Source organism: Occallatibacter riparius, from assembly GCF_025264625.1.
Lineage (GTDB): Bacteria > Acidobacteriota > Terriglobia > Terriglobales > Acidobacteriaceae > Telmatobacter > Telmatobacter riparius.
Genome location: NZ_CP093313.1, coordinates 3,527,291 through 3,540,482, shown reverse-complemented (window position 1 = coordinate 3,540,482; position 13,192 = coordinate 3,527,291). Strand labels below are relative to the sequence as shown.

At 61.8% G+C, this 13,192-nt stretch carries 11 protein-coding genes; all 11 read left to right on the top strand.

Features of this window, described 5'->3' with window-relative positions; genetic code table 11:
- The first annotated feature begins 5 nt into the window (after nucleotides 1-5).
- Genes MOP44_RS14300 through MOP44_RS14250 form a run of 11 tightly spaced genes read left to right on the top strand, consistent with a single transcriptional unit; the run spans nucleotide 6 to nucleotide 13,169 of the window.
- Nucleotides 6-2,039, top strand: a complete 2,034-nt coding sequence (locus MOP44_RS14300; RefSeq protein ID WP_260790629.1) for an ATP-binding protein — start codon at nucleotides 6-8, stop codon at nucleotides 2,037-2,039.
- A gap of 25 nt (nucleotides 2,040-2,064) precedes the next feature.
- Nucleotides 2,065-2,289 carry a hypothetical protein gene (locus MOP44_RS14295; protein WP_260790628.1) on the top strand — a complete coding sequence of 75 codons (225 nt, stop codon included), beginning with the start codon at nucleotides 2,065-2,067 and terminating at the stop codon, nucleotides 2,287-2,289.
- 6 nt (nucleotides 2,290-2,295) lie between these two features.
- A complete protein-coding gene (locus tag MOP44_RS14290) occupies nucleotides 2,296-3,003 on the top strand; it encodes a hypothetical protein (protein ID WP_260790626.1) in 708 nt (235 codons plus the stop codon).
- 27 nt (nucleotides 3,004-3,030) lie between these two features.
- A complete protein-coding gene (locus tag MOP44_RS14285; RefSeq protein WP_260790624.1) occupies nucleotides 3,031-3,309 on the top strand; it encodes a LysM domain-containing protein in 279 nt (92 codons plus the stop codon).
- Complete coding sequence (locus MOP44_RS14280; protein ID WP_260790622.1) at nucleotides 3,310-4,434, top strand: phage late control D family protein; 1,125 nt, start codon at nucleotides 3,310-3,312, stop codon at nucleotides 4,432-4,434.
- Nucleotides 4,431-4,937, top strand: a complete 507-nt coding sequence (locus tag MOP44_RS14275; protein WP_260790620.1) for a phage baseplate assembly protein V — start codon at nucleotides 4,431-4,433, stop codon at nucleotides 4,935-4,937. Before MOP44_RS14280 ends, MOP44_RS14275 begins: the two co-directional genes overlap by 4 nt.
- Nucleotides 4,937-5,263 carry a hypothetical protein gene (locus MOP44_RS14270; RefSeq protein ID WP_260790618.1) on the top strand — a complete coding sequence of 109 codons (327 nt, stop codon included), beginning with the start codon at nucleotides 4,937-4,939 and terminating at the stop codon, nucleotides 5,261-5,263. Before MOP44_RS14275 ends, MOP44_RS14270 begins: the two co-directional genes overlap by 1 nt.
- A gap of 9 nt (nucleotides 5,264-5,272) precedes the next feature.
- Nucleotides 5,273-5,683: a GPW/gp25 family protein gene (locus MOP44_RS14265; RefSeq protein ID WP_260790616.1), complete on the top strand. Its 411-nt coding sequence runs from the start codon at nucleotides 5,273-5,275 to the stop codon at nucleotides 5,681-5,683.
- Between the two features lies 1 nt (nucleotide 5,684).
- Nucleotides 5,685-8,177: a baseplate J/gp47 family protein gene (locus MOP44_RS14260; protein ID WP_260790614.1), complete on the top strand. Its 2,493-nt coding sequence runs from the start codon at nucleotides 5,685-5,687 to the stop codon at nucleotides 8,175-8,177.
- Complete coding sequence (locus tag MOP44_RS14255; protein ID WP_260790612.1) at nucleotides 8,174-10,708, top strand: baseplate J/gp47 family protein; 2,535 nt, start codon at nucleotides 8,174-8,176, stop codon at nucleotides 10,706-10,708. The genes MOP44_RS14260 and MOP44_RS14255 overlap by 4 nt, the downstream gene beginning before the upstream one ends.
- On the top strand, nucleotides 10,701-13,169 hold the full coding sequence (locus MOP44_RS14250; protein WP_260790611.1) for a hypothetical protein: 2,469 nt from the start codon (nucleotides 10,701-10,703) through the stop codon (nucleotides 13,167-13,169). The genes MOP44_RS14255 and MOP44_RS14250 overlap by 8 nt, the downstream gene beginning before the upstream one ends.
- The last annotated feature ends 23 nt before the right edge of the window (nucleotides 13,170-13,192 follow it).

Here is a 13,192-nt window from a genome sequence, read left to right as displayed (position 1 = left end):
GCTGCATGACCAAACGGACGCCAATGCGAACCTCGGATGCAATTCAAGCGCGAGTGCGCGCCTGCGCCAAGCTGCGCACTGCGTGGATGGAGCATCTGTGGGCGCAGGGTGAAACCAGCCCGGATCAGGGCCTGGCCATTCCACCCGCCGAAGTGCGTCGCATTCTCGCTGATCCGCGCCACGCGCAAGAGCGCTATAAGAATTTCTGTCGCGAAGAGAACAACCGCGAGCTTGTGAGGGCTGCATCTGCTGCCGGCAAAGCACTCGAGACATCGAGTTTCTGGAAGCAGCTCGGCGATCAGTTCGGACTAACCTCAGCGGAGCGCGATCTCCTCGCGCTGTGCGTGGCCTGCGAACTCGACCCGCACCTCGGACGAGCCCTTGCTTACCTCGCCGACGACACGCGCGCGAATCAACCTACCGCGGCAGCCGCGGCAGCGCTGTTCGGCTGGAGCGGAGGACCGGCGCCCATGAGCAGCCTCCTTCGCTGGCGGCTGGCGCACCCGGCGCATGGCGAGCCGGCGTTGCGCGCCACCACTCCGTGGCAGATCGATGCTGCGGTGGTGTTGTCCATCGAAGCCGAGCGCTGGTTTGATCCCTCACTCGATCGCTCGACGCGCATGCTTCCACCGGAGTATGCGCGCTCACTGCCATGTCTTTATCCGCAATTGCTGGGCAAGATGCTCGCCGAACTCACTCCAGAGAGCCTGCTCTGCGAAGGACGCGATCTGGAGTTGGTCCTCATCGGCCCCGATGGATCAGGCCGCGAGACCTTGGCCGCCCAATATGCTGCGGCAATCGACTGTCCTCTTCTGGCGGTGACTCCCGCGCTGTTGCCCGGAGCGTCTTCGACGCCTGGAGAATCACGGCTCGACGCGCTGGTGCAGGCCATTCGTCTGGCGCACGCCTCGGGTGCAGTCCTCTTTTGGCGCGATGCCGAACAACTGACACCGCAGGAGAACGCCGAACTGAAAGCGCTCGCTTCCCGCTGTCTGCGTGGCGCACAGCAATCGTTGAGCGCAACACATCGCTTCGTGCTGGATCCGCTGCCGACCGCGCAGCGCCTGGAATGCTGGTCGCACTGGAGTGACGCTGAGCCGCCCGCTATCGTGCGCGTGCAGAGGCTGACGCCAAACGAAATCCGCCTGGTGGCGCAATCCGCTTCGAAGGAGGCCGTCTATATCGCTTTGCGGCGCGCGGCCGAGGCGCACGGCGAGTTGATGCAGCCGCTCGCCTGCCCGTACACGTGGGATGATCTCGTGGTCTCGCCGTCTCTGCAGAAAATGCTCAAAGACTTCGAAGGCCAGGTGCTGCTGCGTTGGGAGGTGTACGAAGAGTGGGGATTCTCACGCCTAACGCATCTTGGTCAGGGAATATCCGCGCTCTTTGGGGGGCCCAGCGGTACCGGCAAAACAATGGCGGCACAGGTGCTGGCGCGTTCGCTTGGCTTGGAGCTTTATCGCGTTGATCTAGCCGGCGTCGTAAACAAGTACATTGGCGAAACCGAGAAACGCCTGCGCAATGTGTTCGACGCATGTGAGCGTTCAGGCGCGCTGTTGTTCTTCGACGAGGCAGACGCGCTCTTCGGAAGCCGCATGCAGGTGAAGGACTCGCATGACCGCTTCGCCAACATCGAGATCGACTACCTCCTGCAGCGCATCGAGCAGTTCGACGGCATCGCAATCTTGGCCACCAACCGCAAGAACGATTTGGATACTGCATTCCTTCGCCGCCTTCGCTTCGTCATGGATTTCCTTCCCCCCGACAAGCGGGAGCGCCGCGTCCTCTGGGAAAAATCACTGCCGGAATTTTCAGCCCGCGGCGAACGCATCACTGAGGACATCGACTTCGACCTGCTCGCCGAAGAAATGGACCTGAACGGCGCGCAGATCAAGGCAATCGCGCTGGGAGCGGCATTTCTGGCACGCGGCGCCGGCAAGAAAATCGGCATGGAACAGATTGAGACTTCAGCCCTGCGTGAGTATGCAAAACAAGGGCAATTGATGCGGACCTCGCTTGGCCGCGGAGCACTCCTATGAACACCTTCGAGGCGAGGAGCTGACGATGGACGACATTTACATCGAGCGTCTGGTGCTCAATATTCCCGGGCTCAGCACCGAGAACGCGAAGGAACTCGCCAAGCAGGTAGGCGATGGGCTCGCACAAACGAAGCCGCACGCAGGCGACTTCGGCGACTTGACCGTGGAGTTGAATGAACAGGCAACGAGCAGGAATCTACCGCGACTTGCGGATGAAATAGTCAACTCACTCTTGCGGCAGATCGGATAAAACAGCATGGCTGGACAGTACCTTCGCGGCGCACTGATCGAGTTCATGGAGAGCTTCCCGATACCTCTGCCCAACGTCATCCTCTTTCAGTACAACCCCGAGACGATGACGCACACCTGGACGCCGGCGAAGACCGGCGGCGTCAGCTCACCCGGCCAGAGCCCGAGCAATCCGCTCGCGATCACTGGACCGCCCGAGGAACAGTTTTCGTTCACGCTCGCGATGGACGCCGGCGACACCATCGCCGATGGCAGCGCCATCACCGCCGGACTCGCCAAGCTTAGCGGCGTCTATCCGCGCATTGCGGCGTTGGAGATGCTTCTGTTCCCCACCGCCCCTCCGGGCGGCGGACTCATCGGCTCCGTCTCCTCCGCTCTCGGGCTGGGAGGTGGTCCTCCGCCAGCTACCGCGGTTCCAGCTTCGCAGTTGCCCACAACTCTATTTGTCTGGGGCCCTGGACGCATTGCGCCCGTGCGCGTGACGGCCTTGACGTTCACTGAGAAGCTCTACGACGGCACTCTGTTGGTCCCCACGCATGCGGAGGCGCAGATCACGCTGAAGGTCCTAACGCCGCCCGAACTGCAATTCGTCGATGGGCCTTTGGGCACCCTGGCCAACATGGCCGCCACCTACACAGCCGGCCTACGTGAAGCGCTGGCCATCGCCAACCTGGCCAACGCCGTGGAATCGATCGTCGGCATGTTGCCGGTTTAGCAGGGAATACGAGTATGAGGAGAAACAATGTTTGCCACCAATAGCCGTTACGCAAAACTCGTTCCCTACACCGTGACACTGCGCGATGGCCGCGTGGTCACCGCGACGCGATTGTCGCGTTCGCCGTCACAGTTGCCCTTGGCTGGTTACCACACCAAGGTGCAAGGCGATCGGCTCGACCTGATCGCCGCGCGCTATCTGAAGGACCCGACGCTGTTCTGGAAGCTCTGCGATGCGAATGGCACGCCCGTCGCCGCAGCCCTTGAAGCGCGTCCGCTCATTGGGATTCCGCGCGGGGGCGTTTAAATGGCGAGCAGTTTCACCATTTTGATTGCCGGGCAGGCCGCCAATGACCTGTCCACGGCAATGTCGGAACTGGATATAGAGGAGAACGTAGACATGCCCGGCGCACTCTCGATCACGTTGCCGATCAAGCGCACCGATGCGGGCGACTACGATCTCCCCAACGATACGCGTCTCGCGCCCTTGTCGAATATCGCCATCACAGCAGCCGCGAAAGACGGCCAAGTCCAGTGCCTCTTCGATGGCTATGTACTGTCGCATGCCACTCATCTCGACACAGGGACCGTTTCCAGCACCCTTAAGGTGTGGGGGCAGGACGCGACCTGGCTCATGAACACCACAGAGAACGTGAAAGAGTGGGCCGACGTAACCGACGGCGCAGTCGCCAACACCATCTTCGGCAACTACGGCTTCACTCCTGACAGCGCAAACACCGACGACGACACGCCGGCGCACACATCCGACGGCCACACTCTGATGCAGCGTGCCACCGACGCGCAGTTTCTGCGCCGTCTGGCTAGAAGGAACGGCAAGCTCTTCCGCGTTTATTGCACTGACACGCCGGGCCAGCGCACCGGCTCGTTCGCTAAGCCATCGCTCGATGGTGATCCCGCAGTCACGCTCACGTTGAATGATTCAACCGCGGCAACCATCGACGCGGTCGACATCACGTGGGACGTGATGCGCCCATCGGCGACGCTTGCCATGCAGACCTTGTTCACCGATAGCAGTCCGGACGGCGCCGGCGGAACCACAAGCGACTCCGGCCTGGACCCGATGGAAGCGCAGGGCCTATCGGACTTTGTCGGAACGACTGTCACCTCGCTGCTGACCACGACGGTGGATGACGGCCAGGAATTGACCGAGCGCGCGCAATCGGTCCTCAGAGAAGCCGGCTGGTTCGTGCGGTGCCAGGGCACTGCCGATGTGGGCCGCGTCGGCTCCATCCTGCGCGCAGGCACAGTGGTTCAACTGGACGCCGCCGGTTCACTTCATTCAGGCAAGTACTTTGTCTGGAGCGTTCGCCACAAGATCACCGCGGAGAAACACACCATGGACTTTGTGCTGATGCGCAATGCTGTTGGTGCTCCGCCCAGCGCTGGACCGCTTGGAGGACTTGGCTTATGAGCGATCCCCTGCTGCAGGATTTGATGGACCGCGTGCGCAACCGCTACTACGGAAAGTATCGAGGCGTGGTGACTGATGTGGACGCATCCACAATGCGCGTCAAGGCGGCTGTCCCTTCCGTGCTGCCCCAGACCGGCACTGGATGGTGCATGCCGTGCGTGCCTTATGCCGGACCGCAAGTGGGATTCGTGATGCTGCCTGAAGTGGGCAGCGGCGTCTGGATCGAGTTCGAGGGCGGCGATGTCTCCTATCCCATTTGGGTCGGCATGTATTGGTCCTCCGGTGATATCCCTTCCTCGGCTAGCGCGGACGTAAAGAGCATCATCGCTACGGGTGGCTCCCTGGCGATCGACAACAATGCCGGCAGCGTGACCGTGACGGACGCGCAGCAGAACACAGTCGTTCTCGACTCGAGCGGTATCACCTGCACGTCAGGCTCGAGCAGCGTAGCCATCGGCGCAAGCGGCGTGAACGTCAACAATGGCGCACTGGAGGTGACCTAGTGCCCGCACTGCTCACATCCGCGAGCACCATGATGTGCCCGCACGGCGGCACCGTCACAGCGGTGCCAGGACAGTCGCAAACGACAGCTTCGTCTCCCGTGCTGCGCATGTCAGACACCTGCACCATCGCCGGATGCCCCTTCGTGATTGGCACCGTGGCCAGCCCGTGCGTAACCGTGCAGTGGGTCCAGGCATGCACAAAGGTCAAAGCCGGCGGCGACTTCGCCTTGAACGAGGCCAGCGTAGGGCTCTGTCTTGCCGCCACGCAGGCTCCGCAAGGCACAGTTTTGATTCAGAACACACAGCCACTAGTGGAAGGGCTCTGAGGAGGCACGATGACGATACGGCGCGACATACGTTATCCGTTTGCAATCGATGCTGCCTCTGGCCAGGCTGCGCAGACCGACTACGCCAGCCACGTCGATCAAATGATCCGCCAGATTCTACTCACCGACCCTGGCGAGCGCGTGTGCCTGCCCACGTTCGGTGCTGGTTTGCGCAGGCTTCTCTTCGCACCGATGAATTCCTCGCTAGGCGCAACCACAAAGCTGCTTGTAACGCAGGCGCTCAACCTTTGGCTCGCCAATCAGATCACAGTGAAGGACGTGACTGTGCGAACGGCAAACAGCACAACAGGTGGTCCGGTCTCCGGGCCTCCGCTGCCCGATGGCGCTATCGCCATACAGGTCACTTACGTGCTGATCGAAACGCAGTCCGTGACACAAACCGAGGTGCAGGTGATATGAGATGACGCAACCACTCACAGAACCGCGCAACCGCCTGGTGAAGGTCATCGGACCTCCGTTCGTCGTCAACGGCATCGACTTCGTTGAGTTGAAGTCTGTGGACGCGAAGACCCTCTATGTACACTTCCTCAACACGGTCGACATTAAGCCCGCTTCGCCGGCCGAGGTTCAGGCGACCATCTCCGGTGGCGATCGCATTCAGGGGATCAACACCAGGGAGGTCCACCCGAGCGACTGGTCAGTCGATCCAGCGGGACGCCCCGTCCTGGCTGTTCACGTCGACAAGCCCGGCGATTTCTCGACCTACACACTCACCCTGACGACCGATACGCCCAGTGCCTCCGGGCCCCCGAACACTCTCGATCCCCTGCCAGCGCTGGATCCGATGTATTCGAGCGCGACCTTCTCGTTCAAGGTGCTGTGCCCATCGGATTTCGATTGCAATCCGAAGAGTACCTGCTGCGCGCCCGACGATCCTCCGCTTCCGGCCATCGACTATACCGCAAAAGATTTCCAGAGCTTCAAGCTCGCCCTCACTGATTTCTCTGCGCAGCGCTATCCATCATGGCAGGAGCGTTCCGAGGCCGATTTTGGTGTCATGTTCATGGAAGCTCTCTGCCAGGTTGCCGATGAGTTGAGCTACCTGCAGGACCGCGTGGCCGCGGAAGCTTCGCTCCTGAGCGCGACGCAGCGCCGCTCCTTAGTCAACATGGCGCGCCTGGTGGATTACGAGCCCACGCCTGCGCTTTCAGCCTCCACCACCGTGCAATGCAATGTAGTAGGCAATACCGTTCCGGCCGGACAGTTGATCAGCGCGATGACGCCTGACGGAGTCATCGTCCCCTTCGAGATCGGCACCAGCTTGAATGACAAGACCAGCTACGCGGTCTCTCCACTCTGGAACGATGGCATCCAGCCCTACTGGTTCGACGACGATCAGCAATGCCTGAAGTGTGGTTCCACGCAGATGTATATCCTGAACCACGGTTACAAGTTCGAGGCACAGATTCTGGCAAACAATCCGATGCCTCTGCTGATCCAGACCGATCTGCCTGGCGAGAGCATTCGCGAAGTCGTCAACCTGACCAGCGCCACCGAGCTTTGGGACCCGCTTTATCTCACCGGCGGATCACCCACTCCAGTTACGTTCATCACCTGGGGTCCTGCCGATGCACTGAAGCGCGAACACGACCTGACTCTGACCCATCTCGCGGGCAACCTGCTTCACGCCACCCAGGGTCAGCGGTTCTCTGAGACTTTCGCCATCGGATCCGCACCCGCCGGCGCCATCGCCATGCCTCTCGCCATCGCGCGCTACGGGCCGAACGGCACCGACTCCGCGCCGAACTGGGTATTCCGGTATCCCCTGTCGCGCTCCAGCGCCAAATCAGGACGGCTCGCGTGGTTGCCCTCGGCAAATGCGAACGACTCATCCATTGATCCCGATCTTGCCGAGCCCATTCCTGAAATCATCCTGAACCGCACGCTGCCCGAGCCGGATAGCTTCCAGTTCGCCACCAGCCTTCTCGACGCCACCGCGACTGAAACGGCCTTCACCGTCGATTCAGCAGCGTGGCGTGTGGTAGCGACAGACAACTTCGGCACACCCACGCAATGGGAATATGACGGCGACCAGGGCGACACGCTGCGCTTTGGCGATGGCACATTCGGAACGGATCTCAACGAAGGCGATGTCTTCAGCGTCACCTATCGCATCGGCATGGGAGCAGCTGGCAACCTCGCTGCCGGTGCCATCCAGAACGTCGCCCCCAGCGCATCGGGTTATCTCAGCGGCGTGCGCAATCCATTCGCCGTCACAAACGGCGCAGACGCCGAGACCGCGCAGCACATCCAGCGCATGGCGCCACAGGCATTTCGCGCGTCGCAATTTCGCGCCGTGATTCCGTCAGACTATGAGGCAGCAGCGGAGAAGTTACCGTGGGTCCTGAAAGCCGGAACCAGTTTCCGCTGGACGGGAAGCTGGCTTACGGTGTTCACCACCGTCGATCCCGGGGCCGGCCAGTCGAGCGGCGCCAACGTTACGCTCGCCGAGCAGGAGCAGTTGATCGATCTGCTCAATCGCCGACGCCTCGCGGGCTACGAGTCTTATGCGCCGCCGCCTACCCTCATGTCGATTGACCTACAGATCACCGTCTGCGTGAAGGATGGCTGGTTGTCCAGTGATGTCGAAGCCGGCGTGCTGGCGCGTCTTGCTGACGCCAAGCTCCCCGACGGAACCGCGGGCTTCTTCTTCGCCGATCGCTTCACGTTCGGCACGCCGCTGTATCGCAGCAATCTCGAGGCGGCCATCCAAAGCGTTGACGGCGTGAACGGCGTGCTCGACATCGAGTACCGGCAGCGTGGCGCGAGCAACGTGTTCCAGCCTCTGCCTGATGTTCTGCAGTTCGGATCGAATCAGATTCTGCGCGTCGCCAACGATCCCGATTATCCGGAGCGCGGCACCATTCGAGTCTTCCCGGAGGGTGGACGATGAGCACAACACCCGTTTGCACATGCAATGCGGCCAACTCGATGCTGACGAATCTGCCTGGCCTCGCGGAGATCGCGTTTCGCGCCGGCGACTTCAACTCGTTCCGTCGCGCTCTGCTTACGCCTCTGCTTGCTCCTCCCGGTCAGCCTCCCCTCGAGCAGTCGCTCACCGCGTGGCAGACAGACGGAGCAGATCCCTCAGTAGCCGATCTCGGTGTAATGATGGTCGAATGGTGGGCGTATCTATCCGACATCCTCACCTTCTACAACGAACGCATCGCCAATGAAGATTACCTGCGCACCGCGCAGTTGCCTGAGACGCCCGCCGAACTGATCCAGATTCTCGGCTATCGTCCTCGCCCGGCCATCGGCGCCACAGGCACACTCGCCGCACTTGTCTCGCCAAGCGTGCTGCCGGGTCAGACTGTAACTCTGCCCAAGGGCCTTCAGTTCCAGAGCAAACCCGGTCCTGGCCAGTCGCCGCAAACCTTTGAGCTCATGCAGGCAACTTCGATCGGCCTTCCAGATCGCGTGCCCGCGCTGCCTCCGCCCAACCTCATCGCCGATCTGGGAAGCATCTCCTGGGAAGAGTACTCCATCGGCGGCATACAGTACGAGGAGGAGCTGTACACCTACAAGAAAGCCAAGAAGGTTAAGGCGCAACAGCAACACCAGGCACATGGGCAGTACCAGACCACGCCGCAGTACGGAATTCTCCTCAAAGGTAGCGTCACTTCACTGAGCAACGGCGACGTGCTTCTGCTCAGCCCTCGCGACTCCACAACAGCCCCCACATTGATCACGCTCTCAGCGGCGCCCGCGGTGCAGTCCGCGCCAACCGGCGGTAAGCAAACGCAGCTCACGTTTGTCTCCGCCTCAACACCGGGCGCAATGACCGCTGCGAATGCCCGCCTGAGGAAGCCAAATCAGAGCGCTCCCCTCTGGACCGTGAATGGCTCCGCCTACAACGCGAGTGGCAAGACCATTCAATTGGCTGGCTTGGCGCGTGAGATCCGGCCGAACCATTATCTCGTCTTCACTGCGCCGAACGCCGACCCCAAGGTCGTGCAGGTGCATTCGACAACCGACATGATGGGGGACGCCTGCTCTGCCGGCTCACCGACCTCGGTCAGTGCCGGAGGCTCAGGCAAGCCGACGCCAATTCCGGTGCTTCACACGCAGTTGACACTGGCTTCCGGCATCCATTCATGGCTGAATTCGGTCAGCTCCGCTTCGGTCTCAATTCTCTTCGGATGGGTCGAAGTCGGGACTCTCATCGATCAACCGCCGCAACCCTGGAACGGCACGGGAGACCTTGACGCGATCTCGCCCGCGCAGTTCCCGTCCGCAGGCACGCAGCAAATTTTGCTAGCCGACAGCAATGGCAATGGAGACGCTGCCTCCGGCGTCGGAAGCGGGGACACACTCAGCGTGACCTGGCCCGACTCGACGCCGATACCCCTCTCGCCGGAGTTGCAACCGCCATTCTACGTCTACTTCAATCTGCTCTCCGTAACCCGTGGGCAGACCGTCTCGAAAGAAATCCTTGGCAGCGGCGATGCAACCCAGTCCGGCCAATCCTTCAAGCTCGCCAAATCGCCGGTGACGTATCTCGCGAACCCAACGTCGGGCTACGCAAGCACCGTCACGATCACCGTAAACGGCGAACCGTGGACCGAGGTTACGAGCTTCTACGGCCAGTCTGCCGACGCGCGCGTGTTTGTCACGCGCGAAGACTCAAGCCAGAATACCTGGGTCGACTTCGGCGACGGAGTAAACGGCGCTCGCCTCACCACCGGCAACAACAACGTGATCGCGACGTATCGCATTGGCGCGGGCGCCAGTTCTCCGCCCGCTGGCAAGCTGACTGTCATCGCACAGAGCTATCCCGGCCTGCAGACCATCGTGAATCCCGTTGCAGTCAGCGGAGGTAGCGATCCCGATCCCGCGGCTCTGCTCAAGCAATATGCACCCCGCTCCGTACTGGCCTTCAATCGGGCCGTATCGGTCTTTGACTACCAGGCTATCGCTGCACAGGCTCCCGGAGTGACGATGGCTGCCGCCACGTGGTCGTGGGATGCAGTCAATCTGCGCGCCTGCGTAACCGTCTACGTGGCCGGCGAAGCCAACGTCGCGACATCCGTGCAGGCACTTCTCTCCGCTGAGGGCGACCAGAACCGGCCCGTCACCGTGCTCGCCGCTAAACAGATGACCGTGACTCTCACCATGGCACTCGTCATCGTCGCGGGCTGGGACTCGGATGCCATCAAGGCAAATCTCACTGCCGCTCTCTGCGATCCCATCACCGGCCTGTTCTCGCCGCCGCAGATCGGCATCGGCCAGTCGCTCTTTGACAGCACGATTGAAGCCGCGTGCCTCGCGGTCCCCGGGGTGGTCGGCATTCAGTCCAGCCAGTTCACCGTAAATGGTGCGGTCGACTCCGGACCGCTGCACAGCCCCGGCGAAGGAGCTTACTTCTCCCTCGACCCCAGCGACTTCTCTCCCACCACCACGGAGGTGTCCGCCAATGATTAGCGACGGATACGCACAGTGGTACGCAGATCGGCTCTGGCAGATGTTGCCAGCAATCTATCGCGCGATGGATACCGGCCCGGTGCACGGAGCGCCCGGTCCTCTGCAGGAGTTGGTGAATCGCATCGGTGCACAGGCAGCCGTAGTACGCCGCAACATCGACCGCCTTGGTCAGAACCAATCCATTGAAACCTGCGACGACTGGGGCATCCCTTATATCGGCGATCTCGTAGCAACGCGGCTCGTGGCCTGCCTCGACTCAGCCGCGCAGCGCATCGACGTCGCGAAGACCGTCTATTACCGCCGCCGAGCCGGCACCGTCGGCGTACTCGAAGAACTGGCCGCCGATATCGCCTCCCGCGACGCGCGCGTAGTCGAGTTCTTCCGTCGACTTGGCCGCACGCGCCATCAATTCGATCCGCCTCTGAGCTATCAGATCGAGAATCCCATCACCGGCCCAGTCGGATTCACCGGCAATGCGCTTGAAATCGCCGAAGGCCTCATCGGCGCATACAGTGGTACACCGGCAGGCGGATTCGCTGACCTCCGCAAAACTTACCCAGCCAGCAACACGGGTTCGGCATTCGACGAGTACTTCTACACAGCCGACCTTCGCGCCGGAGGCCAGACACTTGGCCACTTCAACATCCGTAACCTCGGCGTGTTTCTGTGGTGGCTCAAGGCCTTTCCCATCGCGGGCGCCACGCCGGTCAGCAATGGAGCCAATCCGCCGTGCCTCACGTTTGACCCCACGGGTCGCGCCATTCCACTCTTTGCACCCTCGCAGCGCGTCGCGGAGGCAGGTTCATGGGGCGAGCACTGGGTCTCTCCTGACGAATGGGAACTTCCCGTCGCTATTCGCGAGACCTTGTGGGCCACAGTGCCCGACAAGCTCTACCCCGCGACATTTACGCCGGAAGCCTTCTCCGTCGGATTGATCGCTGCCGGCTCGGGCGCGGCCTTGCCGCTGTCGCAGCTCGCCATCCAGCCCAGCGCCGGCCGCTTCAGCTTCGTCGGAGGCCAACCCGTGGGCACGTTGGCAGTCTGCTACAACTTCGGACTCGCATCCGAAATCGGTGCCGGAGGCTACAACACTCAGATCCTCAACGATCTGCCCATCCCCGAAGTCACCACAACGATCTCCGGCGGCAACGGCAGCGACATCGACAGCGCGCTTGCGGCAGTTACCGCCGATGCCAACATCGAGATCGCCGACACCCTCACCTACGCGGGTCCCACCCAAACGCTCACGGTTCCTGCTGGTGCAACCGTAGTTGTCGCTGCTCGAAGCGGCGAACGCCCCGTGCTCCGCTGGCCCACCGGCGCGCCGCAAACCTGGACCATCGTCGGCCAGGCCGCCGCGTCGGGCAATCCCACTGTACTTGTCCTCGAAGGCCTTTTGCTGCAGGGCGCAGACATCGTGCTGCAGGGCTCGTTCGACTCGGTCTACCTGCGCATGATGACGCTCGATCCCGGCACGTCCTATGCGGCGCCCATCCCCTGCCCATACGAGCAACCGGGCCCGCCGCCCAATCCCCTGCCCATGTATGGAACCGCGATCGATGGCATGCCGCTCGCGCCTGTCACCCTCTACGTCGAAGGCTCCGTTACGAACCTGATCCTCGAGCGCACCATCGTCGGCCCCATTCGCACCCGTTTCGGCGGCGCCATTGAAAGCATGACTGCCAGCGACTGCATCCTGCAATCCATCCCTTCGCACACCGTCGCAAAGACAGGCACGCTCAACAATCCCACCATCTTCGATTCCGCCAGTTTGGCCGCCTCACTTAAGTACCAAACTAACTCGCTCGCGAAGAAAGCAGTCACGGGCAATTCAGCTCTCATATCCGACTTGAACAGCTACACGCCTGGAACCATCCCATCTTCGGCTCTCATCGCAGCCATGACAGCAGCCATCCAGCAGTTCACGGCCGCCGAAGCTGAAAAAGCATGGCCGCTAGCTCTGGCAGATCTCGCGCTCGGTTTCGCTGAAGGAAATGTCTCGCTCTCGCGCTGCACCGTCCTCGGAGCCTCCTACACGCACCGGCTCAGCGCGTCGGAGAGCATTCTCGACGGACTTGCCACGGTAGAGGATCCGCAGGCAGGCTGCGTGCGGTTCACCGCTTACGCCAAGGGCAGCAACCTGCACCAGCCCTATCGTTCGGTTGAGATCACCCCCGGCGCGCCGATCTTCGAATCGCGTGCCTTCGGCAACCCCGAGTACGCCAAGCTGCGCAGCGACGCTGACGCGCAGATTCTCGCTCCGGGTCACGGCGGCTCGGGCTGCGGCGATCCCAATGCTCAGCCAGCGAAACCCGGCACCATTCTTGAAGGCGCGCAGAACGGCTCGGAAATGGGCGTCTACTGCCTCGAAGGCATTCCGCTCAAGCGACGCGGCCTCGCACTGAAATTTGAAGAGTATTCCCCGATCGGCCAGTTGCCGGTCTGGATCGACGTGGATTAAGCACGTCCAGCAAGAAGGAGTGA

Excerpts from the sequence above, each read along its gene's own strand:
- MOP44_RS14285 (WP_260790624.1), top strand. The coding sequence starts at position 3,031 with ATGTTTGCCACCAATAGCCGTTACGCAAAACTCGTTCCCTACACCGTG.
- MOP44_RS14295 (WP_260790628.1), top strand. The coding sequence starts at position 2,065 with ATGGACGACATTTACATCGAGCGTCTGGTGCTCAATATTCCCGGGCTC.
- MOP44_RS14250 (WP_260790611.1), top strand. The coding sequence starts at position 10,701 with ATGATTAGCGACGGATACGCACAGTGGTACGCAGATCGGCTCTGGCAG.
- MOP44_RS14275 (WP_260790620.1), top strand. The coding sequence starts at position 4,431 with ATGAGCGATCCCCTGCTGCAGGATTTGATGGACCGCGTGCGCAACCGC.
- MOP44_RS14280 (WP_260790622.1), top strand. The coding sequence starts at position 3,310 with ATGGCGAGCAGTTTCACCATTTTGATTGCCGGGCAGGCCGCCAATGAC.
- MOP44_RS14260 (WP_260790614.1), top strand. The coding sequence starts at position 5,685 with ATGACGCAACCACTCACAGAACCGCGCAACCGCCTGGTGAAGGTCATC.
- MOP44_RS14290 (WP_260790626.1), top strand. The coding sequence starts at position 2,296 with ATGGCTGGACAGTACCTTCGCGGCGCACTGATCGAGTTCATGGAGAGC.
- MOP44_RS14255 (WP_260790612.1), top strand. The coding sequence starts at position 8,174 with ATGAGCACAACACCCGTTTGCACATGCAATGCGGCCAACTCGATGCTG.
- MOP44_RS14265 (WP_260790616.1), top strand. The coding sequence starts at position 5,273 with ATGACGATACGGCGCGACATACGTTATCCGTTTGCAATCGATGCTGCC.
- MOP44_RS14300 (WP_260790629.1), top strand. The coding sequence starts at position 6 with ATGACCAAACGGACGCCAATGCGAACCTCGGATGCAATTCAAGCGCGA.